A 24,358-nucleotide genomic window follows, 5' to 3' on the forward strand; every position below is an offset into this window, starting at 1 on the left:
GCGGGGCACTCGCCGACACTTCGGGAAGCAGACATGATCGAGTCGGTCAGGCGTGCCCTCTCCTCCCCCCGGCCACGCGCGTCGATCGCGCTGGCCGCCGTCGCAGCCCTCCTCCTGGCGGGCTGCGCGAAGGAGGACGACGCCGGCACCCAAGGAAGCACGAACGACACCCCAGCCGCGCTCGCGAGCGCGTTCCCGGGGAAGAAGGCCGGCGGTACGCCGGTCAAGATCGGCCTCATCACCAACGAGGGCGGCGCGGGCATCAGCCAGCCCGAGACCCGGGAGGCCGCCGACGCGGCACGGCGCTATGCCAACGACAACCTGGGCGGCATCGCGGGCAGGCCCATCCAGTACGTGATCTGCAAGACCAAGGAAGAGCCGGCGACCGCCCGGGACTGCGCGAACCAGATGGTCGAGCAGAAAGTGGCCGCGGTCGTCCTGACCAGCAGTGGCCTCGGCGACTCCATGGTGCCGATCGTGACCCGGGCCGGCATCCCCTGGACGACCGCCCTGGCCACCAGCGGCGCCGAGGGCACGAGCACCCTCGCGTACTCCTGGACGGGCGGGTTCCCGGCGTCCATGACGTCGATGGCCGAGTACGCCAAGAAGCAGGGCTACAAGAACGTCGTCACGTTCGTCATCGACGTACCGTCCGCGGTGGCCGGTGCCCAGTCCATCGGCAAGCCGGTCTTCGACAAGGCAGGCATCGGCCTGCGGATCGTGAAGATCGCTGCGGGCACGCCGGACGCCTCGCCCCAGGTCAGCGCCGCGCTGCAGAGCAAGCCCGACGCCGTCGCGATCATCGGCGAGTCGACGGTGTGCACCTCCGTGCTCCAGGCGATGGCCACACTCGGCGGCTCCACCCCGCGGATGGTCCTCCAGCCGTGCACGGCCCCCGCGGTCGTCGACGCCGTCGGGACCGGCCTGGACGGGGCGCAGGTGTTCAGCAGCTTCGACGGGGCCAGCGACCATCCCGAGGCCCAGCTCTACCGCGCGGTGATGAAGCGGTACAGCCCGGACACTCCCAGCGGCGGCTACGCGGCCATCGGGTACCAGGGAGCGCTCGGCCTGGTACGCGCGCTGAAGGGCCTGACGGGCGAGGTCACACCGAAGACCGTCGCGAAGGCGCTCGACTCGGCGAAGAACGTCGCGCTGCCCGCCGGCCACGGCACCACGTTCACCTGTGACTCCAAGGCGGTGCCGGATCTCAAGGCAGCCTGCTCGGCCAAGGAGGTCACGGCCACCCTCAACGGCGGCAAGCTGGAGAAGGTACAGGTCATCGACCCCGCACCACTCTTCGATCAGGCCGGCTGATGGACCAGTACCTCGTCTTCCTCCTGCTGGGCCTGGGCAACGGGGCCGTGTTCGCCGCGCTCGCCCTCGCCCTGGTCCTGACCTTCCGCAGCTCGGGGGTCGTCAACTTCGCCACCGGGGCGATCGCGCTGTACAGCGCGTACACATTCGCGTTCCTGCGCAAGGGCGAGCTGCTGGTGCCGATACCCGGCCTGTCGCGCACCGTCGGCCTCGGCGGAGAGCTCGGGCTCTTCCCGGCCATGGCGCTCTCCTTGGTGCTGGCCGCCGCGTTCGGGGTGCTGCTGTATGCCGTCGTCTTCCGGCCGCTGCGGTCGGCGCCGCCGGTCGCCAAGGCCGTCGCGTCGATCGGCGTGATGCTGGTGATCCAGGCCTTGCTGGTCGCCCGGGCCGGCACCGCACCGGTGTCGGTGAAGGCGATCCTCCCGGGCAACGCGGTGGAATGGGGCGGTTCGCGCATCCCCGGGGACCGGCTCTGGTTCGCCGCGGTCGTCGTGGCGCTCACCGTCGCCCTGGCGCTGGTGTTCCGGCTGACCCGGTTCGGCCTGGCGGCCCGGGCCGCGGCGGAGTCCGAGAAGGGTGCCCTCGTCAGCGGGCTGTCCCCGGAGCGGATCGCGACGGCGAACTGGGCCCTGAGCTCGGCCATCGCAGCCCTGTCCGGGATCCTCATCGCGCCCATCGTGCCGCTGGTGCCCCTGTCGTACACGTTGTTCATCGTCCCCGCCCTCGCGGCCGCGCTCGTCGGCAACTTCACCGCGCTGATCCCGGCCGTCGGCGCCGGGCTCGTCATCGGGATGCTCCAGTCCGAGCTGCAGTTTCTGCAGGGCAAGTGGTCGTGGCTGCCGCAGACCGGGCTGGCGCAACTGGTGCCGCTCGTCGTGATCCTGGTGTACCTGGTGGTGCGTGGACGGCCGCTGCCCACCCGCGGCACGGTGATCCGGCAGACGCTGGGACGGGCTCCGCGCCCCGAGCGCATGCTGGTCCCCGCCCTCGGCGCCACCGCGCTCGGCGTCGTCGTCCTGTTCGCCACCCAGGGCAGCATCCGCGCCGCGGTCATCACCTCGCTGACCCTGGGGGTGATCTCGCTGTCGCTGGTGGTCGTCACCGGATTCGCCGGGCAGATCTCGCTCGCCCAGCTCACCCTCGCCGGGGTCGGCGCGTTCAGCCTGAGCCGCTTCACGGCGGACTGGGGGGTCCCGTTCCCGATCGCACCGCTGCTGGCGGCCGTCGTGGCCACGGTGATCGGCGTCGTCATCGGGCTGCCCGCGCTGCGCATCCGCGGACTGCCGGCGGCGGTGGTGACGATCGCGCTCGCGGTCGCCGTGGAGGCGTTCTGGTTCCGCAACACCGACTTCAACGGCGGGCTCGACGGCGCCAAGGTCCCCTCGCCCCATCTGTTCGGGATCGACCTGGGCATCGGGGCGGGCGAGGGGTATCCCCGCATCCGGTTCGGTCTGCTGTGTCTGGTGGTGCTGTTGCTGGTCGGCCTCGGCGTGGCCTGCCTGCGCCGCAGTCGGCTCGGCGCCGCCATGCTCGCGGTCCGCGCCAACGAACGCTCGGCCGCCGCGGCGGGCATCGACGTCTCCCGAACGAAGATCATCGCCTTCGCGATCGGTGCCTTCATCGCCGGACTGGGCGGCGCGCTGCTCGGCTACCAGCAGACCGTCGCCGACCCGGAGATGTTCACCGCGATCGGCGGCCTCGGCCTGTTCGCCACCGCCTATCTGGCAGGCATCACCGCGCTGTCCGGCGGTGTGGTGGCCGGTGTGCTGGGCGCGGGCGGCCTGGTGTCCGTCGCCCTGGACCGGGCGCTGTCCATGGGGGAGTGGTACAGCGTGATCATGGGCGTCGGCCTGGTGCTCACCGTGATCACGAACCCGGAGGGTCTGGTCGGTCCCGCACACGCGCTCGCGGCCCGCCTGCGCCGCGAGACACCCAGGGACGACCAGGGAGATGCCGCCCTGACGGACACGATCACCGATACGGACACGGACACCGACTCGCGCCCCACCACCGACAGGACGGCACCCGAACCGGGAGCCGTCGTCCTGGCGGTACGCGACGTCGGAGTGCGCCACGGAGGCGTCGTCGCACTCGACGCGGTCTCCTTCGAGGTCCGTTCCGGCGAGATCGTCGGTGTCATCGGGCCGAACGGGGCGGGCAAGACGACCCTGCTCGACGCGGTCAGCGGATACCAACGCGGCACCGGCACCGTGGAGTTCGACGGCCGTGACCTCTCCTCGCTCACACCGCACCGACGCAGTCGCGCGGGGCTCGGGCGCACCTTCCAGGGCATCGAGCTCTACGAAGACCTGAGCGTGGAGGAGAACGTCCTGGTCGGCGAGAGCGCGGCCCGGCACGGCGGCGACCACGTCGGCTCGACCGAGGGGACACAGCTGCGCAGCCGCCTCTTCGAGACGCTGCACCTGAGCAGCCACCGAGGGCAGCCCGCGCGTGAACTCTCGCAGGGGCACCGGCAGTTGGTATCCATCGCCCGAGCGCTGGCCGGACGGCCCCGTCTCCTGCTCCTCGACGAGCCCGCGGCCGGCCTCGACAGCTCCGAGAGCCGCTGGCTGGGGGAGCGGCTGCGCGCCGTGCGGGCCGCCGGGGTGACGGTGCTGCTCGTCGACCACGACATGGGACTCGTACTCGACGTGTGCGACCGCATCGTCGTACTCGATCTCGGCAAGGTGATCGCTCAGGGAACCCCCGCCGAGATCAAGGCGGATCCACGGGTCGCCGCCGCCTACCTCGGCGCGGCACGGGCACAAGAGGAGGGCGTACGGTGACGACAGCGACCGAGCCTGGACAGGCGCTCCTGGTGTGTGAGGGCCTGGACGCCGGCTACACCAAGGGACAGCCGGTGGTGCGCGGGTTCGACCTGCGGCTGAGGCCCGGCGAGGTCACGGCCCTCCTCGGTCCCAACGGTGCGGGCAAGACGACCCTGTTGCTGACGTTGGCGGGGCTGCTGCCGAGCCTGGGCGGTGCCCTCGTCCTGGGCGGTGAATCCGTCCGGGGCGGCCGGGCCCGCGAGATGGCGCGCAGGGGGCTGGTCCTCGTGCCCGACGACCGGGCCCTGTTCACCCAGCTGACCGTGCGGGACAACCTGACGCTCGCCCGGCGGCGCGGCGGCAGCACCGTGGATCAGGTCCTCGACTACTTCCCGGCGTTGGGCAAGCGCCTCAGAGTCGCGGCCGGGCTGCTCTCCGGCGGCGAACAGCAGATGCTGGCTCTGGGCCGCGCTCTGATCCAGGACCCGCGCGTCCTGCTCGTCGACGAACTCAGCATGGGGCTCGCCCCGGTGATCGTCGAGGAGCTGCTGCCGGTCGTCCGGCGCATCGCCGACGGCACCGGCGCCGCGGTCGTCCTCGTGGAGCAGCACGTACAGCTCGCCCTGGAGGTGGCGGACCAGGCCGCCGTGCTGGTGCACGGCGACCTGGTGCTCAGCGGGTCCGCCGCGAGGTTCGCGGCGGACCCGGGACTGTTGGAGCGCGCCTACCTGGGGGAGCTGGCGACGCGGTGACGATCCGTCGGTCGACGGTGGGCGTCAGTACAGCCCGCCGTCGACGCGGATCAGCGCCCCCGTGGTGTAGCTGGACGCGTCGCTCGCGAGATACAGGGCCGTACTGACGATCTCCTCGGGGTTGCCGGGACGGCCCAGCGCGCTGCGCGTGCTCGTGCGGGTCTCCTGCGCCCACGACTTCGACACGTCCGTGAGAAACGGCCCGGCCGAGATGGTGTTGACCCGCACCGTCGGCCCGTATTCCAGGGCGAAGACGGTGGTGAGGGTGTTCAGCGCCGCCTTGGCGCCGGCGTAGGGCCCGAACCGGGGCTGCGGCAGCAGCGCCCCGGACGAGGAGACATTGATGATGGTGCCGCCGTCGCCGTCGGCCATCCGCCGGCCGACGAGCGACGCGAGCCGGAAGGGGCCCTTGAAGTTGACCCCGATCACCTTGTCGAAGAGCTCCTCGCTCGTCTCGGCCGAGGATGGGGCCAGCGGTGACATACCGGCGTTGTTGACCAGGATGTCGATGTGGCCGAACACGTCGTACGCGGTGTCGACGAGCCGGTCCAGATCGTCCCAGTGGCCGACGTGGGCTGCCACCGGCAGCGCCTGCCGGCCCAGGTCGCGTACCTCCTTGGCGGCTGCCTCGCAGGCGTCCAGCTTGCGGCTGGTGATGACGACGTCGGCGCCCGCGGCGGCGAAGGACCGCACCATCTCCAGGCCCAGGCCCCGGCTGCCGCCGGTGACGAGGGCGACCTTGCCGCTCAGGTCGAACAGCTGACCCGGTGGAACCGGTGACGTGGGGTGCTGCCCGGACGCGGTCATGCGTTCACCTGTCCCTTGAGGCTGTCGTCGCCGATGATGTGCGCGTACCGCTTCCGCGCGGCCTCCAGCTTCGGGGGAATGTGCTCGCTGGGGAACAGCCCGTCGGCCGGCCGGTACTGCTTGAGCATCTGCTTGGCGACCGTGGTGCGGTGCACCTCGGTCGGGCCGTCGGCGAGGGCCAGGTTCGGCGCGGCCATCCACCACTTTGCGAGCGGGAGTTCGTTGGTGGTGCCCAGCGAGCCGTGCAGATGCAGCGCCCGCTGGATGACGTCGTGCAGCACCTTGGCCATCGCGACCTTGCACATGGCGATCCGGGTGCGGGCCGCGCCGTGCGGCTGGGTGTCGATGATCCAGGCCGTGTTCAGGACGAGCAGCCGGAACTGCTCCAGCTCGATCCAGGAGTCCGCGATGAACTGCTGCACGGCCTGTTTGTCGGCGAGCAGGGTGCCCTGCGTACGACGCGACAGCGCGCGCTCACACATCATGTCGAAGGCGCGGGCGCACTTGCCGACCGTCCGCATGGCGTGGTGCACCCGGCCGCCGCCGAGCCGGGCCTGGGCGACCTTGAACCCCTCGCCGGGGCCCCCGAGCATGGCGTCGAGCGGGACCCGGACCCGGTGGTAGCGGATGTAGCCGTGGATCCCCTCGTCGAGCGCGTCCCGCTCGTCCATCGTGCCGACATTGCGCTTGATCTCGATGCCGGGCGTCTCGGCCGGCACGATGAACATCGACATGCGCTGGTGCGGGGCCGCCTCGGGGTCGGTGACGGCCATGACGATGAGGAAGGCCGCGTACCGGGCGTTGGAGGAGAACCACTTCTCCCCGTCGATGACCCACTCCTCACCCTCACGCCAGGCGCGGCACACGAACTCCTTGGGATCCGCTCCCGCCTGAGGCTCCGTCATCGAGAACGTGGACACGATGTCGCCGTCGAGCAGCGGCTGCAGATAGCGGGCCTTCTGTTCCGTGGTACCGAACATGGCGAGGATCTCCGCGTTCCCCGTGTCGGGGGCGGCGGTGCCGAACACCGTGGGCGCCCAGTAGGAGCGGCCCAGGATCTCGTTGAGGTAGGCGAGCTTCACCTGGCCGTAGCCGGGCCCGCCGAGCTCCGGGCCGAGATGGCAGGCCCACAGGCCCTGCTCGCGGACCTGCTCCTGCAGGGGCTTGAGGATCGCCCGTGCCTTCTCGTTGGCCGTGTCGTACGGGTCACCGCCGTGCGGAAACAGCAGGTCCAGTGGCTCGACCTCCTCACGCACAAAGGCTGCCGCCCAGTCCAACTTGGCCTGGAAGTCGGGTTCGATCGAGAAATCCAGCATCGGCCCTCCGGGCGAGACGTCGCGAGAATCCAAAAGATCAGTGTCAGGAATTTATCCCGACTCTGGTGTGTAGTCCACAGACAGGCGCTCAGGAAGTCGTTTAAGGCTACTGTTTACGAGAGGGTGGGTGTCGTCGAGTACACCCGGGCCGAACAGGAGGAAGCGTGTCGGAAGAGGTTCTTGTCGAGCGCCGCGGCGCCGTCCAGGTCATCACGATCAACCGTCCCCAGGTGAAGAATGCGATCGACGGCGCCGTGGCGAGGGGGGTCGCCGCCGCGGTCGACGAGCTGGACGCGTCGGACGAGTTGAGGGTCGGGGTCCTCACCGGGGCAGGGGGGACCTTCAGCGCCGGTATGGACATGAAGGCGTGGCTGCGCGGTGAGAGCCCGCGGATCGAGGGGCGCGGGTTGTGCGGCATCGCGAAGGCACCGCCGCGCAAACCGCTCGTCGCGGCAGTCGAGGGCTGGGCGCTGGCCGGCGGATTCGAGCTGCTGCTCGCCTGCGACCTTGTCGTCGCGGCCCGCACGGCTCGCTTCGGAGTACCGGAAGTGAAGCGGTCGCTGGTGGCGGCCGGGGGTGCTGCGCTGCTGCTGCCGCGCCGCGTGCCCTACGCCGTCGCGCTCGAACTCCTGCTGACCGGTGAGCCGTTCGGAGCCGAGCGGGCGGCCGAGGTGGGCCTGGTCAACCGGCTCACCGACGAGGGCGACGCCCTCGACGGCGCGCTCCGGCTCGCCGAGGCGATCGCCGCGAACGGGCCCCTCGCCGTGGCGGCGACCAAGCGGATCGCACGCGCCACCGTGGACTGGACGTGGGAGGAGGGGTGGCGGGAACAGGAGGCGATCACCGACCCGGTGTTCGCCTCCGACGACGCGAAGGAGGGCGCCACCGCGTTCGCCGAGAAGCGGTCGCCGGTCTGGAGGGGGCGCTGAGAAGCGGGCGTCGGTCCGCAGGGGCGCTGAGCCCGCGCCGCGTTCCTCGCCGCGCGGGCATTGCCGCCGTCTCAAGGCCGGTGGCATGGTGAGGGCAACCTCAAAAGAGGGCTCTCAATTCTCTATGTAGAGGTATGTCGGCAGAGAGGCTGCCTGCCCGCGTGCAGGTCGTCCTGGAGAGGAACCGAGATGAGTACCACGCTCGAGCCTGAGGGCACCCACAAGGGCGTGCCCACGTACCACTTCGACAACAGGGAAGACGGCCCGGTCCTCAGCCATCAGGAGCGCTGGGACGCGTTCGCGGGGACGCACTCCGGGTTCAGGAGCAGCATTTCGCAAGGCTACTGGGTGGTGACGGACGGCAAGGAGGTCCAGCAGGCGCTGCAGGACTGGCAGACGTTCTCCAGTACGTCCGTCACGGCCCTGGACCCGGATCCCAAGTACTTGTGGATCCCCGAGATGCTGGACCCGCCGCAGCACACCGACTGGCGACGCCTCCTGGGCAGCGAGTTCTCGCCCAAGGCCATCGCCGCCCGCGAGCCGGAGATCCGGCAGGTCGCGGTCGAGCTGATCGATGATCTGAGCGGCCGTGACGGCGCCGAGGTCCTCGACGGATTCGCGCGCCGATTCCCGACGCTGATCTTCATGCGGCTGATGGGGTTGCCCGAGGAGGACCTGGACCAGTTCCTCGACTGGGTGGACTCCATGCTGCACCTGTCCTTCGAGGAGGACCCGGACCACAGCCGCCAACTGTCCGCGATGCAGTCCGTGTCGGCGTACTTCGAGGAGCAGATCGCCCTCCGGCGTGCGCACCCCCGGGACGACTTGCTGTCCAGGGCCATGACCTGGGAGATCGACGGCGAGCCGATCAGTGACCGGGACATGCACGCCTTCTGCATCCTGATGTTCCAGGCGGGCTTCGACACGGTCCCCATCGCGATCGGCTGGGCTCTGTACCACTTCGCCACGCACCCCGAGCAGCGCAGCGCGATCGTCGCCGACCCCTCGCTCATAGGGATGAGCGTGGAGGAGATCCTTCGTGTCTACTCGTTCGTCGTCCCGGCCCGCAAGGCCACCAAGGACGTCGAGGTCGGCGGCTGCCCCGTCAAGTCGGGCGAGATGGTGATGCTGCCGCTCGCGGTCAGCAACCGCGACCCCGAGCGGTACGAGAATCCGCTGGAGGTCGACCCGCACCGCTCCGTGAGCAACCACATCGCCTTCGGCTCGGGCCCGCACCGCTGCCTGGGCTCGCACCTCGCGCGCCTGGAGCTGAACGTGGCGGTGCAGGAGTGGCACAAGCGCATCCCGGACTACCGGATCGCGGCCGGTCAGGACCTGGAACAGACGGGGAACATGTACGGCATCAAGTCCCTGCGGCTGGAGTGGTGAGCGGGCCGATGGCGACGGCGACGACGGGCGCCGTGGCTCCGCTGAGGGCAGCCGATCTCTATCACACCGGGATCGTCGTGCCCGATGTGGAAGCCGCGATGGCCCGGATGAGCGAGGTCGCCGGATACCGGTGGACCAAGCCCCTGTCCCGGGAGCTGCCGATCCGGATGGCGGACGGCGAACGGGTGTTGACCCTTCGCTACACGTACTCCCTCGACGCCCCGCACATCGAGCTCATCCAGGAGGTGCCCGGCACCCCCTGGACCGCGACCGCACACGCCGCGGCACACCATCTCGGCTACTTCTGCGACGACCTCCCGGCGACGTCGAACAGGCTCGAAGCCGCGGGTTTCGCACGGGAGGCGTGTGTGGTGACCGACGGCGACGCTCCGTCGGTCTTCGCGTACCACCTGGCACCGACAGGGGAGCGCATCGAGATCGTGGACCGGGCCCTGATGCCCGATTTCCCGGCGTTGCTGCAGTCCAGGACCTAGGTCCCGGCCGGTGGCGGCTCACGTACTGAGGATGCAGTAGGGCGGATGTCGGGAGCCGTATGACGACGGGTGGGGGCCGGCGGGGGACGTGGAGCCGTACCCGCCGCCCTCGTGAACCGGGCGGCACCGCGGCAACCAAAAGGACCTCCCACCATGGCCTCTTCGAACTCCACCCCCGTGAAGGCAGTGAAGGGCAGGGGCCGGCGACGTGCTGCTCTGGTCGAGCTTCGTCGTCGGTCTCGTCGTGAGCGCCGCAGCCGGTGCAGCCCTGGACAGCACGGCGAAGATGTGGCCACGTACCGGCGGGGAGTAGGTCCCGATCAACGGGACCCTCAATTAAGTACCCTCTTTTTGGTTTTCGGGGTACGGTGTGCCGTGAGCACGGATAGATCCGCTCGCGAACGTGGAGGAGCCAGGTGACCCTCACGCACACCAAGGAGCACGACGAGCTGCGCTCGGCCTTGCGCCGCCTGCTGGGTGACAAGTCACCGAGCGCGGCGGTGCGTCGCTGGATGGAGTCCGGCGAGGGGTACGACCCCGCGCTGTGGCGCCAGTTGGCCGGGCAACTCGGCCTCATGGGGATCGCCGTCCCCGAGGAGTACGGCGGCAGTGGCGGCGGAACAGTCGAACTGGGCGTCGTACTGGAGGAGTTGGGCAGGGCACTGCTCCCCTCCCCGTACTTCGCCACCGTAGCCCTCGCAGGCCAGGCCCTCACCGCCTCCGGTGACGCCGCGGCCAAGGTGCGGTGGCTGCCCGGTATCGCCGCGGGGGAACTGACCGCGACCGTCGCTGTCGCGGAAGAGCACGGTTCCTGGCGCATCGAGGACGTGGCCACCACGGCCACCCGCGTCGACGGCGAGAGCTGGACGGTGTCCGGCACCAAGATGTTCGTGGTCGACGGAGACACGGCCGGCCTGCTGCTCGTGGTCGCGGGCACCGACGCGGGCCCCGGGCTGTTCGCGGTCGAGAGCGGGGTTCCCGGAGTCGCGCGGACCCCGCTCGACACGCTCGATCCCACCCGCCGTCAGGCCCGGATCGACCTCGACGAAGCGCCCGCCGTGCGCGTGGGGCCCGACGGGGACGCGACGGCGTACCTGCGCACCGCCCTCGACCTCGCGGCGGTCGCGCTGGCGTCCGAGCAGGTGGGCGGAGCACAGGCGTGTCTGGACGCCGCCGTGGAGTACGCGAAGACGCGGGTGCAGTTCGAGCGTCCCATCGGCTCGTTCCAGGCCGTCAAGCACGCGTGCGCCGACATGCTCCTCGCCGTCGAGGCCGCCCGGTCGGCGGCCCACCATGCCGCGTCCGTCGCGGCCGTGGAGTCGGCCGGGGAACCGGCCGAAGAGCCGGCTGAGCTGCCGACGGCCGCCGCGCTCGCCGCCGCCTACTGCGCGGGGACGTACACCCACGCGGCCAAGCAGAACATCCAGATCCACGGCGGCATCGGCTACACGTGGGAACACGACGCACACCTGCACCTGCGCCGGGCGAAGACGTCGGAGCAACTGCTCGGCGCGCCCGCGGCGCACCGGGCACGCCTCGCCGACCTGGTGGGGATCTGAGGGGAGCCGCATGACACCGCCAACGAGGACGACAAAGACGACAACGACGACCGTGAGCGGTGAACGTGCCGTCGGGTTCGCCGGCGATACCGAGAGCGATACCGGCAGCGCTGCCGGGAGCGACGGTGAATTCCGATCCCGGCTACGGGAGTTCCTGCGGGCACACCATCCCGGCCGTCGCCCGAAGGACCCCGCCGGGCGGCTCGCCTGGCAGAAGGCGTGGCTGGCCACCCTCTACGACGCCGGATACGCGGGTCCCAGCTGGCCGCGCGCCTACGGCGGCATGGAGCTGAGCTTCGCCCGGCAGGTGATCTACCAGGAGGAGTACGCGAAGGCGAGGGTCCCGGGACCACTGGGCACCGGACTCGGCATCGCCGCTCCCACCCTCATCACGTACGGGACCGAGGAGCAGAAGGACCGGTTCCTGCGCCCCATGCTGCGCGGCGACGCGGTGTGGGCGCAGGGGTACTCCGAGCCCGAAGCCGGCTCGGACCTGCCCGCCCTGCGGACGACGGCGCGCCGCGAGGGCGACACGTACCTCGTCAACGGACAGAAGGTGTGGACGAGTTCGGCCGACATCGCCGACATCCTCTTCACCCTGGTACGCACCGGCACCCCCGAGTCACGCCAGCGCGGCATCACCTACCTGCTCATCGACGCCCACGCGCCGGGCGTCACGGTGCGGCCGCTGCGCGACCTGACCGGGGACGCACACTTCTGCGAGGTCTTCTTCGACGATGTCCGCGTGCCGGTGTCCGACCGGATCGGCGAGGAGAACGGCGGCTGGCCGCTTGTGCGCACCAGCCTCGGGCACGAACGTGCCGCGGGCGCGATGAACCAGGCCGCCCGCTACCGCCGGGTGCTCGACGAGCTGATCGAGCTGGCCCGCGAGCGCGGGGCGAGTACCGATCCCCGGGTCCGCGACCGGCTCGCCGACTTCGAGACGCGCGTACGGATCATGCGCTACACCGGGATGCGGACGATCTCCGACATCATGACCAAGGGCGAGCCGGGGCCCGCCTCGTCGACGGCCCGGCTGTTCATCGTCACCTTCGAGCAGGAGCTGCACGAGTTCGCCGTCGACCTGCTCGGCTCCTACGGCATGCTCGGCCGCCGCGACCCGCACGCCGTGCAGCGCGGGCGGTGGGTCTGGGGGTTCCTGCGCACCAGGGCGTCCACGATCGGCGCGGGGACGGCGGAGATCCAGCGCAACACCATCGCCGAACAGGTCCTCGGACTGCCCCGCGACCCGGCCATGCCCACCCTGGACGGTCGGCGATGAGGGCCGCGCGCTGCACCGGCTACGGGAAGCCGAGCGGCATCGAGGTCACCGAGGTCGACGACCTGGAGCCGGGCCCCGGCGAGGTCCTGGTCCGGGTGCACGCCGCTGCCGTCAACTATCCCGACGTCCTTGTCGCGGCCGACCGCTACCAGGTATCGGCCCCCCTGCCCTTCACGCCCGGCAGCGAGTTCGCCGGCGTCGTCGCCGCTCTGGGGGAGGGGGTGACCGGGCCGCCCGTCGGGTCGGCCGTGGCCGGCGCTGTGTTCACCGGGGCCTTCGCCGAGCAGGTCGTGGCCCCCGTGGCGGCACTGCGGCCGATCCCCGACGGGCTCGACATGGTGCACGCGGCCGCCTTCCACGTGACGTACGGCACCGCCTACCACGCCCTGGTGACAGTGGGTGGCGCCGCCGCGGGGGAGTGGGCTGCGGTGCTCGGCGCCGCCGGTGGGGTCGGCTCGGCCACCGTCGACGTCGCGTCCCGTCTTGGGCTGCACGTCGTGGCGGCCGCGTCGAGCCCTGAGCGGCTCGCCGTCGCGCACGAACTCGGCGCGGAGCACGGCATCGACTACGTGCGCGAGGACCTCAAGGCCCGCATCCGGGAGGTGACCGGCGGCGAAGGCGTGCACCTGGTGGTCGACCCGGTGGGCGGCGACCACGCCGAGGCGGCCTTCCGGGCCCTGCGGCGCCAAGGCCGGTTCGTCACGGTCGGCTACGCCGACGGCCGTATCCCCCGCATCCCGCTCAACCTCGTCCTGCTCAAGAACGCGGTGGTGCGCGGCTTCGAGGCCCGGATGATGCGCGAGGAGGCGCCGGAGGCGGTCGCGGCGGCCCAGCACGCGCTGGCCGGGATGGTCCGCGACGGGATGCGGCCCATGGTCTCCCACGTCCATGCGCTGAACGATGTGGCCGCCGCACTCACGGCCGTCGCCGAACGCCGGACCACCGGCAAGGTCGTGCTCGACCTGACCCCGACCCGATGACCTGCCCCGATTTGACCTGACCTGCCCTGACCGAGGAGAGTCCGCGATGACCACCACCACGGCAAACCAACAGGCCGAGCAGTTCGGCGTGTTGACCGACGAGGCGATCGAGCGCTCCCGCCGCCGCCTGGGCATCCCGAAGCCGCAGCGCAACCCCCCGCACAACTACGAGGTGAGCACCGACGGCGTCCGCCATTTCGCCTACGGGTACGGCGACGACAACCCGCTCTACTGCGATCCCGAGTACGCGGCGCGCACCCGCTGGGGCTCCCTCATAGCCCCGCCGACGTTCCTGTACACCATGGGTGAGGACGCCGCGCCGGCGCCGGATCCGTCGACCAAGGCACTTCTGAGGGGCGATCCGTTCGCCGGGCTCGGCTCGTACCAGGCGGTCATGGAGTTCGAGTGGTGGCGGCCGCTCGCCCTGGGGGACCGCTGCCGGGTGCTGCAGACCCAGGTGGGCGTGCAGGCCAAGCACAGCAGCTTCGGCGGTCGCACCGCCCATGTCACCCAGGACTACCTGTACGCCAACGGGCAGGGTGAGATGCACGCCGTCCGCCGTGGCACCTGGATCAACGCGGAACGGCACACGTCACGCAAACGGGCCAAGGAGAAGGTCGAGCAACAGCCCTACACAGCAGACCAGTTGGCGCATATCGATGCGGCATACGCGGCCGAGACCCGGCGCGGCGCCGAACCGCGCTACTGGGAGGACGTCGAGATCGGCGAGGAACTGCAGCCCCGGGTGAAGGGGCCGCTCACCGTCACGGACGTGGTCGTCTGGCATCTGGGCTGGGGCATGCAGCTCACCCCGCCCGGCGCGTTCCGTATCGCCGCGAACGTACGGCGCAAGGCCCCCGGCCTCTACCCGCCCAACCCGCTGGGCATCCCCGACACCGTGCAGCGCCTGCACTGGGAGCCGGAGCGGGCACGGGAGCTGGGCCTGCCGAACCCCTACGACTACGGCGGGATGCGCGAGACCTGGCTGTGCCACCTGCTCACCGACTGGATGGGCGACGACGGCTGGCTGTGGCAACTGCGCTGCGAACACCGCAAGTTCAACTACCTCGGCGACACCACGTGGGTGCGGGGCGAGGTCGTCGACAAGCGGCGGGCCGGCGAGCGCGCCGAGGTGCATGTCGCGGTGCGCTGCGAGAACCAGCGCGGCGAGGTCACCACCCCGGGCACGGCCGTCGTCCTGCTGCCGACCCGGGAGCGGGCGGTCGTGCTGCCTGAGCCGCCCGCGCCCGGCCTGGACGGCATGGTGACGCACGAACTGGCCCGGTTCAGCGTGGGCGATACGGCGGACTGAGCCGGCGGGCTCGCCCTGACGTCAGTGCCACCAGGGGATGAGCGCGTCCAGGTGACGCCGCATCCGGTGCCGGGCGACACCGGAGTCCCCTGCCAGCACCGCGTCGAGGATCCGCTGGTGCACGTGGGTGACCTCGTCGGCCGCCTTGTCCCCGGGCAGCGGCTGGTTCTGGCCCGCGGCGTGCCGGCGGAACAGCTCCGTGATGATGTCGAGGAACAACGACAGGACGGGATTGCCCGCCAGAGCGGCGAGTTCGGAGTGGAAGAGGTCCGCCTTGCGCGGGTCGTCCGCGGGGCCCTCCGCCGGCCAGCGGACGGCCGCGGCAAGCCGCTCGGCCATGTTTTCGGCGGTCTCGCCGCCCTCGGCGTGCCGCGCGGTCACCCGCGCGACCGCGCCGAGCTCCAGGGCGTCACGGACGATCCGCAGATCGTCGGCGGTCGCGCCCTGGTACTCCAGGAAGAGCGCCATCGTGTCGATGCTGGCCTGTGGCTCGGGTTCGGTGACGATCAGGCCGCCGCCGGGACCGCGCCGCATCCGGGCCACCGAGTGGTACTCCAGGAGCCGCACCGCCTCGCGCAGCGCGGCCCGGCTGATCTGGTAACGGGCGAGGAGGTCGGCTTCGGAGCCGAGCACCGAACCGACCTGCCAGCCCCGCGCGGCGATGTCGTCATGGATCCACGAGGCGACCACCTCGGCCAGCTTGGCCCGCGGTCCCTCGGCCATCTCCGGCTCGATCACGGTGCCCGTGATCCGCGCGCGGCGCACCCGGTGCTTCTCGATCCAGGCGGCAACCCACTCCAGGTGCGAGGTGAGCAGCGTCTGGGCGCGCGCCCCGTCGCCGGAGATCACCGCTTCGACGATGGTCCGGTGCGCCTCGCGCGAGGTGGTCGCGGCGGACTGGACCTCGGCCTTGGCGATCCGCCGTGAGGTGTGCGCGTAGCGCGCGGTCAGGCGGGTGAGTACGTCGATGTAGAGCTGGAGCACCGGGTTGCCCGACAGGCGGCCGAGCACGGGGTGCAGGGGATCGAGAGCCCCCTCGCCCGGCTCGTCCGGCTGGGCGAGCTCGTCGTCGAGGGTGGCGCGGAGCGTGTCGATGCCCTCCTCGGTGAGGCGCTGCGTGGCAAGCCCCGCGGCGATCGGTTCGAGGAGCTGGCGCGCGTGCAGCAGATCGGTGACGCTCGTCCCGATGTACTCCAGGTAGATCACGATGGAGCGCGTGGCCGGGCCCGCATCGGGCGCGCACACGATCAGTCCGCCCCCCGGCCCCCGCCGCATCCGGGCCACCTGGTGGTGCTCCACCAGACGCACCGCCTCGCGCAGCACGGAGCGGCTGACCCCGTAGTGCTCGCGCAGGTCCTGCTCGGAGCCGAGGGACTCGCCCACGGGCCAGCCGCGCTGCATGACGTCCGCCTCGATACGACGTGCGATCTGCGCGGCCAGCTTGCCGACGGGGGAACCGGTCTCGCCGTCGGCGGAACCAGCCCGCCAGGCGAGGTCGGTGGCTTGGTGGTCGGCGGCGGTCGCCATGGGGTCAACTCCTCGAGTGACGTTGCGTGTCCTCAGCATAATGAGCTGGGCCGGCAACAGCGGAATCCCGGGCGTATAGGCGTACTCACCGGCCTGGTTGGGGTCACTGAATCCGTTACCTTCCCCGGTCACTTCGGTGCGAAGCGTTGCCCTGCGTCAAGGCGCAGGCACTGGCCGTTGAGCATCGGGTTGTCGACGATGGCGAGCACCAGCTTGGCGTACTCCTCGGGACGGCCCAGGCGCTTCGGGAACGCGGCGTCCTTCACGAGCGTGGACTTCACCTCGTCCGGGATCTTCCGTACGGCACCGGTCTCGAACAGACTCGGCGCGATCGCCATGACGCGGATGCCCAGGGAGCCCAGATCGCGGGCCATCGTCAGGCACATCCCGGCGATGGCCGCCTTCGCGGCACCGTAGGCGACCTGCCCGATCTGGCCCTCGAACGCGGCGATGGACGCCGTGTTGACGATCACGCCGCGCTCGCCGGTGACGTCGGGGTCCTCGGGGGCGTTGCGGCTCATGTGTGCGGCGGCGAGGCGGCTGATGTTGAAGGTGGCCACCGCGTTGAGGTCGAGGACCCGGCGGAACGTCTCCAGGTCGTGCGGGCCCTGTTTGCCGAGGGTGCGCCGGGCAACTCCGCCGCCCGCGGTGGTGACGGCCACATGTAGTCCGCCGAGCTGTGTGACGGCGTCGGCCAGGGCCCGCTCGGTGCCCTCGAAGTCCGTCACGTCGACCGGATGGAACGCGCCGCCGCAAGCGGCCGCGACCTCGGCGCCGGCCGACTCCGGGCGGTCCAGGACGGCCACCTCGGCGCCGCGGGCCGCCAGCAGTTCGGCGCTGGCCCGGCCCATGCCGGACGCCCCGCCGAATACGACGGCCTTCTTCCCCTTGATCTCCACTGGCGTTCGTTTCCCTTCGCGCGGTCCTATGTGGGTACGGCCTGGGGCCGGATCAGCGCGCTGAGCCGGTCGCGATGGACGGCCGCGTCGCCGTACAGCACGGCATCGGCCTTCGCCCGGCGCAGGTAGAGGTGCAGATCGTGCTCCCAGGTGAAGCCGATCCCGCCGTGCAACTGCAGCGCCTCACCGGCCACTTCACCGGCTGCGGCACTCGCGTACGACGCCGCGGCGCACGCGGCGCGGGCGGCGTCCGGTGTTTCGGCGTCGGCCGCCATCGCCGCGTACGCGGTGGCCGCCCGTGTCCCGTGGACCAGCATCGCCATCGAGGCGCACTTGTGCTTGACCGCCTGGAACGAGCCGAGCGGCTGCCCGAACTGCACCCGCACCTTCATGTACGCGACGGTCATGTCGAGCAGGTGGTCCATCACGCCCAGGGCGTCGGCCGAGACCAGCACCGACGCGTCGTCGAGCAGTCGCTGCACCGCGGTGGGGCCGCCGTCGAGGCGCCGGTCGAGCGGGACCCGGACGCCGTCGAACCGCACCTCGTGCAACGCCCGGGTCAGATCGAGAACGTGCTGGCGTCGGATGGTGACTCCGGGCGCGTCGCGGTCGACGAGGAACGAGGCGGGGACGCCGTCGTGCCGTGCGGTCACCAGGAGCCACCGGGCCCCTGCCGCGTCCTGCACCGTAGCTTTCACGCCGTCGAGCACCGCGGTGTCGCCGTCGGTGCGGGCGGTGGCCCCGACCCCGGCGAGTGTCCAGGGCGAACGGGGCTCCGCGAAGGCCCACGACGCCCACTCCGTGCCCTCGGCCAGGGCGGGCAGCACCTCCTCCCGCAGCCGCGGCGAGCCGCCGCGTGCCAGAGCGCGGGCGACCAGCACGGTGGGCAGGAACGGTACGCGTCCGACGGCGCGGCCCAACTCCTCGGCCACCACGGCGAGTTCGACGATGCCTTGCCCGGTGCCGCCGTACTCCTCCGGCACGGCGAGCCCCGGCCACCCGAGCCCGGCCGCGAGTCGCCACAGGGCGGGGTCGGCCGGGGCGTGGTCGCGCAAGAGGTCGCGGGACGCCGCACGGAGCATCGCCTGTTCATCGCTGAGTTCGAAGTCCACGCATCACCACCCGGGTCGAGGGTCCATCGCGTCGGGGTCGACGCAGCAGAAGGAAAGTATCCTCTTTTAGGCTTCAGGTCGAGCCTTGCTTGGTGAATCCTGAGGCTGAATCGGTTGATGACTGCCTTAGAGTGACCTCATCATGGGTGCGACCCTGTACCTCAGATGCGAGGAGAACCATGCGGCTTGAGATCACTCCGGAGCTGGAGGCGTTCCGTCTCAAGGTCCGGGCATTCATCGCCGAACACGCCCCCGGGATCAAGGCGCACACGGGTGTCCGCGCACCCGAGCCCGAGCTCATGCCGGCGATCCGGGCCTGGACCGCCACGCTGTACGAGGCGGGCTACCTCGGCATCGACTGGCCCGCTCAGTACGGAGGACGTCCGGACGCGCATCCCCTGGAACCGTTCATCGTGGCCGAGGAGATCGCCCGCGCCCGCACCTGGCCGCCGGTCGGCGCCGCGGCGCTCGCCTCGGCCGCGCTGATCGAGTTCGGCACCGAAGCGCAGCGGGACCGCTTCCTGCCTCGTATCCGTAGCTGTGCGGACGTGTGGTGCCAGCTGTTCAGTGAGCCGGGCGCGGGCAGTGACCTCGCGGCCCTTTCGACCCGGGCCCGGCGCGAGGGGGACGGCGACGACGCGGTGTACGTGGTCGATGGGCAGAAGGTGTGGACCACCAACGGCCAGCACGCCGACATGGGGTACCTGCTGGCGCGCACCGACCCCGATGCCCCCCGGCACCGGGGCATCACGGCCTTCGCCCTCGACATGCGCAGCCCGGGCGTCGAGGTCCGGCCGCTGCGTGAGATCACCGGCACCACCGACTTCAACGAGGTCTTCCTCGACGGCGTCCGCATCCCCGCCGCCAACGTCATCGGGGAGGTCCACGCCGGGTGGCGGGTGGCGATGAGCAGTCTCGGGCACGAGCGCTCGGGCGTCGCCGCGCGCGGCACCGAACTGCTCGCCACGCTGGACGACCTGGCGGCCCTCGCGGAGCGCACCCCCGTCGGTGCGGGCAGCGCCCTCGACGACTCCGCCACGCGGCAGACGATCGGTGAGCTGGCGACGCGGGTGCACGTCAACGCCGCGCTCGTCGCCCTCGCGCAGTCCCGGATGCTGCACGGCACCGAGCAGCCCGCCGACGCCCCGATCGGCAAGATCTTCTTCAGTGAACTCAACCACGACCTGGTCGACTTCGGCATGCGGCTGCAGGGTGCGGACGGTCTGCTCACCGAGGGCGACCCGGGTGCGGTGGCGGACGGTTGGTGGGCCGACGCGTACCTCTACGCCCGCGCGTACACGATCGCCGGCGGTGCCAACGAGGTGCTGCGCACCCAGATCGCGGAGCGGGGACTCGGGCTGCCCCGCGAGCCGCGCTGAGCGTCCCTCCCGTCAGGGGCGGAGCTCGTGCGCTGCGGTCCCGGGTTGCGTGATCGGTAGCGAGAACTCTGCGCCCGCGCGCCGCAGGCGTACGAATGGACGATCGGCGGCGGGCCGGGCGGCCGGCTGCCGCGAACTCCGCCCCGCCCAGCAGCATCGAGTAGGTGGCCGTCTCCGCGGCGAGACCCGGGAGGATGCCCGCCGGCGGGGCCCCGTGCAGCACCTGCCCCAGAGCCACGGCGGCTCGCGGACGTCGTGCGACGGCGTCGGCCGGCGCGGCGTACTCCTTCCAGGGGTCCGGTACAGGCACCAACTGGGCACCAACTGCCGTGCCTCGTCACCGACGTGGAGGGCCTACGAGGGTGAACGTGAGCGCGTCGAGCGGCGGTTACAGCCGCCGCGGTGGCGGCCGGGTCGCGAGGGACAGGGAGTCCGCGGCGCGGGCGGCGGCCGCGGCGATCTCGCTCGCGGGCACCTGGTACCAGTCGTCGACCACCACGCGGCGCACCGCGCCTCCCGGCCGCCCGTCGGGCTCCAGCACCAGCCCTTCGTCGACGAAAGGCACTACAGGGCCCAGGACTTGAGGCGTTCCATGTCGGCGAGCCGTCGCTCGTGGGTGCGTGCCACGGGTGCGACGCGGAGCGTGCCGACCCCCGCGGCGCGGAACGCCTCGACGCGCTCGGCGACATGGGAGGCAGCGCCGATGAGCGAGGTCGCCCGCAGCAGGTCTTCCGGGACCGCGGCCGCGGCCTCCTCCTTGCGCCCGGACAGGTACAGGTCCTGGATGGTGTCGGCCTCGGACTCGTAGCCGTAGCGGCGCGCGAGGTCGTTGTAGAAGTTGCGGCCGCGGGCTCCCATCCCTCCTATGTAGAGGGCGAGTTGAGGGCGGGCCAGATCGATCAGGTCGTCGACGTCGTCACCGATGGCCAGCGGCGCCGAGACCACGACGTCCAGTGGCCCGAGGACGGCATCGCGCCGGGCCGACCCTTCGGCCAGCGCGGGACCCCACACCGTGGCCGCTTTCTCCGGGTGGAAGAACATCGGCATCCAGCCCTCGGCGACCTCGGCGGCCAGTGCCACGTTCTTCGGGCCGATGGCGGCGAGCATGATCGGGATGCGCTCACGTACCGGATGGTTGATGAGTTTGAGCGGCTTGCCGAGCCCGGTGCCCTGGTCGGCGGGGAGCGGTATGCGGTAGTGGCGTCCCTCGTGCACCACCGGCTCCCGGCGCCAGACCGAACGGCAGATCTCGACGATCTCGCGGGTGCGGGCCAGGGGAGCGGTGTACGGCTGCCCGTGGAACCCCTCGATCACCTGCGGCCCGGACGCGCCGATGCCGAGCGTGAACCGGCCATCGGACACGTGGTCGAGTCCGGCGGCCGTCATCGCAGTGAGGGAGGGGGTGCGGGTGTAGATCTGCAGGATGCCGGAGGCGATCTCCAGGCGCTCCGTGCACGCGGCGATGAAGCCGAGTTGGCTGATGGCGTCGAAGGAGTAGGCCTCGGGGACGAACACGATGTCGAGCCCGGCCTTCTCGTAGTCGCCGAGCCCGGCCACCGTGTCCCGGAAACCGCCGCTGTAGCTCAAGGTCATTCCGATCCTCATGACCGAACGATACAGCCGCCAGGCGATTTAGGTGTACTGAATTTAGTGAAATCACTCATAAGAGCCGCGAGATGGTGCGGCTGGGATAAGTATCGTGCACTCTATTGGGCTCTCGTGCTTTGTGGCGGCCGAGGCGTACGAGGGCGGTTCACGGCCGGCAAGCCGCCTGGCGGCTTGCCGGCCACGACCTCAACGCACAGGCGCTGCCGCCTCTCGGCGTTGTGGGATCAGGCGGGCACACCCGCGTTCCCGATGGGAAGCAGCTGCCCGCCGTCCAGCTTCAGCTGCTGACCGGTGACCCACCTCGATGCGTCGGAGGCGAAGTAGAGCACCGCCTCGGCGACGTCGTCGGGCGACAGCCACGGCATGTTCATCGGCGACTTGGAAGCCAGCGACGGAATCATCTCCTCACGCGTCGGGTTCTCGAGGTCGGGCCGGAACGCGTGGTACATGAACTCGTTGTCCATCATCCTGGTCTCGACGTTCGTCGGGTGGATGACGTTGACGCGGATCTGCTGACCTGCGTAGACGCGCGCGAGGTCGTGCCCGAGCCGGGCGACGTGCCGCTTGGAATGGGCGTAACCGAGCCCGCCCGCACCCGTGATGTCGACGGAGCCGGCCAGCAGCGCCGCGGTCGAACCGGTGAGGATCACGGATGCTCCGCTCTGAAGGTGCGGCGCGGCGGCGGTGACGGCGTTGATCACTCCGACGAGGTTGACCTGGACGACGTCGATGAAGGCCTGCGGGGTGTCCGAACCCATGGTGAGGATCCCCGCCTGGGCTACGACGATGTCGAGCCCGCCGAGTTCCTCCACCCCCTGGTTCACGACCGCTTGCAGCTGCCGCAGCTCGCGTACGTCCGCCTGTTTGGCGATGATGCGCCGGCCGAGGGCTTCGACCTGGCGGACCGTCTCGTCGAGGTCCGCCTTGTCGGCCAGCGGATACGGGGCTGTCTCGATGTCTTCCAGAAGGTCGGCGGCGATGATGTCCGCCCCTTCTTCGGCCAAGCGAACGGCGTGGCGGCGGCCCTGACCTCGGGCTGCTCCGGTGATGAAGGCGACCTTGCCCTCGACTCGTCCCGGCATGAGTCACTCCTGGATCGTCAATGTGAACAATTGCTGTGGTAGCGGCACAGCGTGACGTGGTGCCGCGTGAAGTGGTGCGACGCCGCCTGCGTCAGGCCCGGCCCGTCGGCGTGCCGTTCAGAATCACGGTCTTCGCCTCCAGGTACGGCAGCAGGCCGTCGGATCCGCCTTCACGGCCGACACCCGACTGCTTGAACCCGCCGAAACCCATCCGGGGGTCGGTCCGGTACCCGTTGTGCCCGACCGTGCCCGCGCGAATGCGCCGGGCGACGTGGTGAGCACGGTCGACGTCGTTGGTGAAGACCGTCGCGTTGAGTCCGAAGACCGTCTCGTTGGCGAGTTCGACCGCGTGCTCCTCGTTGTCGGCGGGGATGACGCTGAGCACGGGGCCGAAGATCTCTTCCTGGGCGATCGTCGACTGGTTGTCCACGCCGGCGAAGACAGTCGGCTCGACGTAGAAGCCGGCGGCGAATCCGTCAGGGCGGCCACCGCCGGTGACGAGCCTCGCGCCTTCGGCCACGCCCTTCGCGATGTAGCTCTCCACACGGTCCCGCTGGCGCTCCATGGCGAGCGGCCCGAGCTGCGCGGCGGGGTCGAACGGGTCGCCGATGCGGACCTCGCCGAAGAACGTGCCCAGCGCCTCGGTGAATTCGTCATGGCGGTGACGGCTGACGATGATGCGGGTCAGGGACGAGCAGACCTGTCCGTTGAGGGTGCACTCCGCTTCGGCCAGTGTCCTGGCCGCCGTCTCGATGTCGTAGTCGTCGAGGATCACCGCGGGCGACTTCCCGCCCAGTTCGAGGGTGTAGCGGGCCATGCGCTCACCGCAGATACTGGCGATGCGCCGTCCCACGGCGCTGGAGCCGGTGAAGGCGACCTTGTCCACCCGCGGATCGCGTACGAGCTGCTCGGAGACCTCACGGTCGGCGGCGACGACGTTCAGTACGCCCGCCGGCAGACCGATCTCTTCGGCTATCTCGGCGAGGATGTAGGCCTCGCCAGGAGCCTCCGGCGGCGCCTTGACGACCACCGTGCACCCCGCGAGCAGCGCGGGCGCCACCTTGTAGGCCAGCAGCGACATCGGTGTGTTCCAGGCGACGATCGCCGCCACGACACCGATCGGCTCACGGACCACCGCGCCGAAGGCACCCTGCATCGTGTCGTGGCGCACCTCGAAGGGGAAGTCCGCGGCGAGGTCCGCGTAGTAGTCGTAGTGGGCTCCTACGCGCTCAATCGAGGCGGCCGACATGGAATAGAGGACACCCACCTGGCGGGTCCACAGCCGGCTCGCGTCGCCCGCCCGGAGGCGCAGCCCGTCGGCGATCCTGCGCAGCCACTCGGCCCGATCGGCCGGGGCGAGCAACGGCCAGTCCGTCCGGTCGAAGGCGCGACGAGCGGCGTCGACGGCCTGGGACATGTCGGCCGCGCCGGCCTCGGCGGCGCGGTAGTAGAGCTCCTCCGTCGCGGGGTCGACGATATCGAAAGCCGAGGAGTGCGCCGGTGACACCCATCGGCCGTCGATATAGAGGCGGTCCGGATGACGGAGCGGTACGGGAAGGTCGCGCTCGGCGGATCCGGGTGCTCCCCCTGCCCGATCGCTGCTGACGTGGCTGGACATCAAGCCCTCCGTTTCCGGCCCCACGGTCGGCTCCCGTGGGAAACACGTGCGTTTCGTCCAAAAGAACGGACGTTGCCTTACAGGCGTGCTCAGCATCAGGCTGCCCTTTCCTGCTTGTCAAGCATGAAGGCTTAAAACTGGACTGGTCCGACTCCTTGACAGCGCTTATGGGGCACATCACACTCTCGCGTTGTATGGAGCATGCGTTCTATACAACGAAACATCTGGGCA

General features: G+C 70.7%; 20 protein-coding genes. 11 read left to right on the forward strand and 9 right to left on the reverse strand.

Annotated features, from left to right (window positions below):
- Window positions 1-33: 33 nt before the first annotated feature.
- Genes ACWD4J_RS11480 through ACWD4J_RS11490 form a run of 3 tightly spaced genes read left to right on the forward strand, consistent with a single transcriptional unit; the run spans window position 34 to window position 4,834 of the window.
- The gene (locus ACWD4J_RS11480; RefSeq protein ID WP_451395118.1) at window positions 34-1,314 is read left to right on the forward strand and encodes an ABC transporter substrate-binding protein; all 1,281 of its coding nucleotides are present in this window, start codon (window positions 34-36) and stop codon (window positions 1,312-1,314) included.
- On the forward strand, window positions 1,314-4,100 hold the full coding sequence (locus ACWD4J_RS11485) for an ABC transporter permease subunit (protein ID WP_451395119.1): 2,787 nt from the start codon (window positions 1,314-1,316) through the stop codon (window positions 4,098-4,100). Before ACWD4J_RS11480 ends, ACWD4J_RS11485 begins: the two co-directional genes overlap by 1 nt.
- On the forward strand, window positions 4,097-4,834 hold the full coding sequence (locus ACWD4J_RS11490; RefSeq protein ID WP_451395120.1) for an ABC transporter ATP-binding protein: 738 nt from the start codon (window positions 4,097-4,099) through the stop codon (window positions 4,832-4,834). The genes ACWD4J_RS11485 and ACWD4J_RS11490 overlap by 4 nt, the downstream gene beginning before the upstream one ends.
- 24 nt (window positions 4,835-4,858) lie before the next feature.
- On the opposite strand, the gene ACWD4J_RS11495 is transcribed toward ACWD4J_RS11490, so the two are convergent.
- Window positions 4,859-5,641, reverse strand: a complete 783-nt coding sequence (locus ACWD4J_RS11495) for an SDR family NAD(P)-dependent oxidoreductase (RefSeq protein WP_451395121.1) — start codon at window positions 5,639-5,641, stop codon at window positions 4,859-4,861.
- Window positions 5,638-6,957, reverse strand: coding sequence for an acyl-CoA dehydrogenase family protein (locus ACWD4J_RS11500; protein ID WP_451395122.1), 1,320 nt, complete (start codon window positions 6,955-6,957; stop codon window positions 5,638-5,640). Before ACWD4J_RS11500 ends, ACWD4J_RS11495 begins: the two co-directional genes overlap by 4 nt.
- A 164-nt stretch (window positions 6,958-7,121) precedes the next feature.
- Here ACWD4J_RS11500 and ACWD4J_RS11505 point away from each other — a divergent pair, with 164 nt between their 5' ends.
- The 7 genes from ACWD4J_RS11505 (at window position 7,122) to ACWD4J_RS11535 (ending at window position 14,902) form a co-directional block, all read left to right on the forward strand.
- Window positions 7,122-7,886: a crotonase/enoyl-CoA hydratase family protein gene (locus tag ACWD4J_RS11505; protein ID WP_451395123.1), complete on the forward strand. Its 765-nt coding sequence runs from the start codon at window positions 7,122-7,124 to the stop codon at window positions 7,884-7,886.
- 189 nt (window positions 7,887-8,075) lie between these two features.
- Window positions 8,076-9,275, forward strand: a complete 1,200-nt coding sequence (locus ACWD4J_RS11510; RefSeq protein ID WP_451395124.1) for a cytochrome P450 — start codon at window positions 8,076-8,078, stop codon at window positions 9,273-9,275.
- Between the two features lie 8 nt (window positions 9,276-9,283).
- Window positions 9,284-9,769, forward strand: a complete 486-nt coding sequence (locus tag ACWD4J_RS11515; protein ID WP_451395125.1) for a VOC family protein — start codon at window positions 9,284-9,286, stop codon at window positions 9,767-9,769.
- A 416-nt stretch (window positions 9,770-10,185) separates the two neighbouring features.
- A complete protein-coding gene (locus ACWD4J_RS11520) occupies window positions 10,186-11,328 on the forward strand; it encodes an acyl-CoA dehydrogenase family protein (RefSeq protein WP_451395126.1) in 1,143 nt (380 codons plus the stop codon).
- A gap of 52 nt (window positions 11,329-11,380) precedes the next feature.
- Window positions 11,381-12,610: an acyl-CoA dehydrogenase family protein gene (locus ACWD4J_RS11525; protein WP_451395127.1), complete on the forward strand. Its 1,230-nt coding sequence runs from the start codon at window positions 11,381-11,383 to the stop codon at window positions 12,608-12,610.
- Window positions 12,607-13,590 carry an NADPH:quinone oxidoreductase family protein gene (locus ACWD4J_RS11530; RefSeq protein WP_451395128.1) on the forward strand — a complete coding sequence of 328 codons (984 nt, stop codon included), beginning with the start codon at window positions 12,607-12,609 and terminating at the stop codon, window positions 13,588-13,590. The genes ACWD4J_RS11525 and ACWD4J_RS11530 overlap by 4 nt, the downstream gene beginning before the upstream one ends.
- 46 nt (window positions 13,591-13,636) lie before the next feature.
- Window positions 13,637-14,902, forward strand: coding sequence for an FAS1-like dehydratase domain-containing protein (locus ACWD4J_RS11535; RefSeq protein ID WP_451395129.1), 1,266 nt, complete (start codon window positions 13,637-13,639; stop codon window positions 14,900-14,902).
- A 21-nt stretch (window positions 14,903-14,923) separates the two neighbouring features.
- Here ACWD4J_RS11535 and ACWD4J_RS11540 read toward each other — a convergent pair whose 3' ends face one another.
- From ACWD4J_RS11540 to ACWD4J_RS11550, 3 genes are all read right to left on the reverse strand, one after another.
- On the reverse strand, window positions 14,924-16,429 hold the full coding sequence (locus ACWD4J_RS11540; protein WP_451395130.1) for a FadR/GntR family transcriptional regulator: 1,506 nt from the start codon (window positions 16,427-16,429) through the stop codon (window positions 14,924-14,926).
- Window positions 16,430-16,557: 128 nt separating this feature from the next.
- Window positions 16,558-17,328 carry an SDR family NAD(P)-dependent oxidoreductase gene (locus tag ACWD4J_RS11545; RefSeq protein ID WP_451395131.1) on the reverse strand — a complete coding sequence of 257 codons (771 nt, stop codon included), beginning with the start codon at window positions 17,326-17,328 and terminating at the stop codon, window positions 16,558-16,560.
- A 26-nt stretch (window positions 17,329-17,354) separates the two neighbouring features.
- On the reverse strand, window positions 17,355-18,440 hold the full coding sequence (locus tag ACWD4J_RS11550) for an acyl-CoA dehydrogenase family protein (RefSeq protein WP_451395132.1): 1,086 nt from the start codon (window positions 18,438-18,440) through the stop codon (window positions 17,355-17,357).
- A 179-nt stretch (window positions 18,441-18,619) separates the two neighbouring features.
- On the opposite strand from ACWD4J_RS11550, the gene ACWD4J_RS11555 reads away from it, so the two are divergent.
- On the forward strand, window positions 18,620-19,819 hold the full coding sequence (locus tag ACWD4J_RS11555) for an acyl-CoA dehydrogenase family protein (RefSeq protein WP_451395133.1): 1,200 nt from the start codon (window positions 18,620-18,622) through the stop codon (window positions 19,817-19,819).
- 388 nt (window positions 19,820-20,207) lie between these two features.
- Here ACWD4J_RS11555 and ACWD4J_RS11560 read toward each other — a convergent pair whose 3' ends face one another.
- From ACWD4J_RS11560 to ACWD4J_RS11575, 4 genes are all read right to left on the reverse strand, one after another.
- On the reverse strand, window positions 20,208-20,384 hold the full coding sequence (locus tag ACWD4J_RS11560) for a hypothetical protein (protein WP_451395134.1): 177 nt from the start codon (window positions 20,382-20,384) through the stop codon (window positions 20,208-20,210).
- Entirely contained in the window at window positions 20,384-21,424 is a 1,041-nt protein-coding gene (locus tag ACWD4J_RS11565; RefSeq protein ID WP_451395135.1) for an LLM class F420-dependent oxidoreductase, read from the reverse strand. The genes ACWD4J_RS11560 and ACWD4J_RS11565 overlap by 1 nt, the downstream gene beginning before the upstream one ends.
- Window positions 21,425-21,651: 227 nt before the next feature.
- A complete protein-coding gene (locus tag ACWD4J_RS11570; RefSeq protein WP_451395136.1) occupies window positions 21,652-22,509 on the reverse strand; it encodes a mycofactocin-coupled SDR family oxidoreductase in 858 nt (285 codons plus the stop codon).
- Window positions 22,510-22,600: 91 nt separating this feature from the next.
- The gene (locus ACWD4J_RS11575) at window positions 22,601-24,127 is read right to left on the reverse strand and encodes an aldehyde dehydrogenase (RefSeq protein WP_451395137.1); all 1,527 of its coding nucleotides are present in this window, start codon (window positions 24,125-24,127) and stop codon (window positions 22,601-22,603) included.
- Window positions 24,128-24,358: the final 231 nt, after the last annotated feature.

Source organism: Streptomyces sp. NPDC002577 (assembly GCF_053594815.1).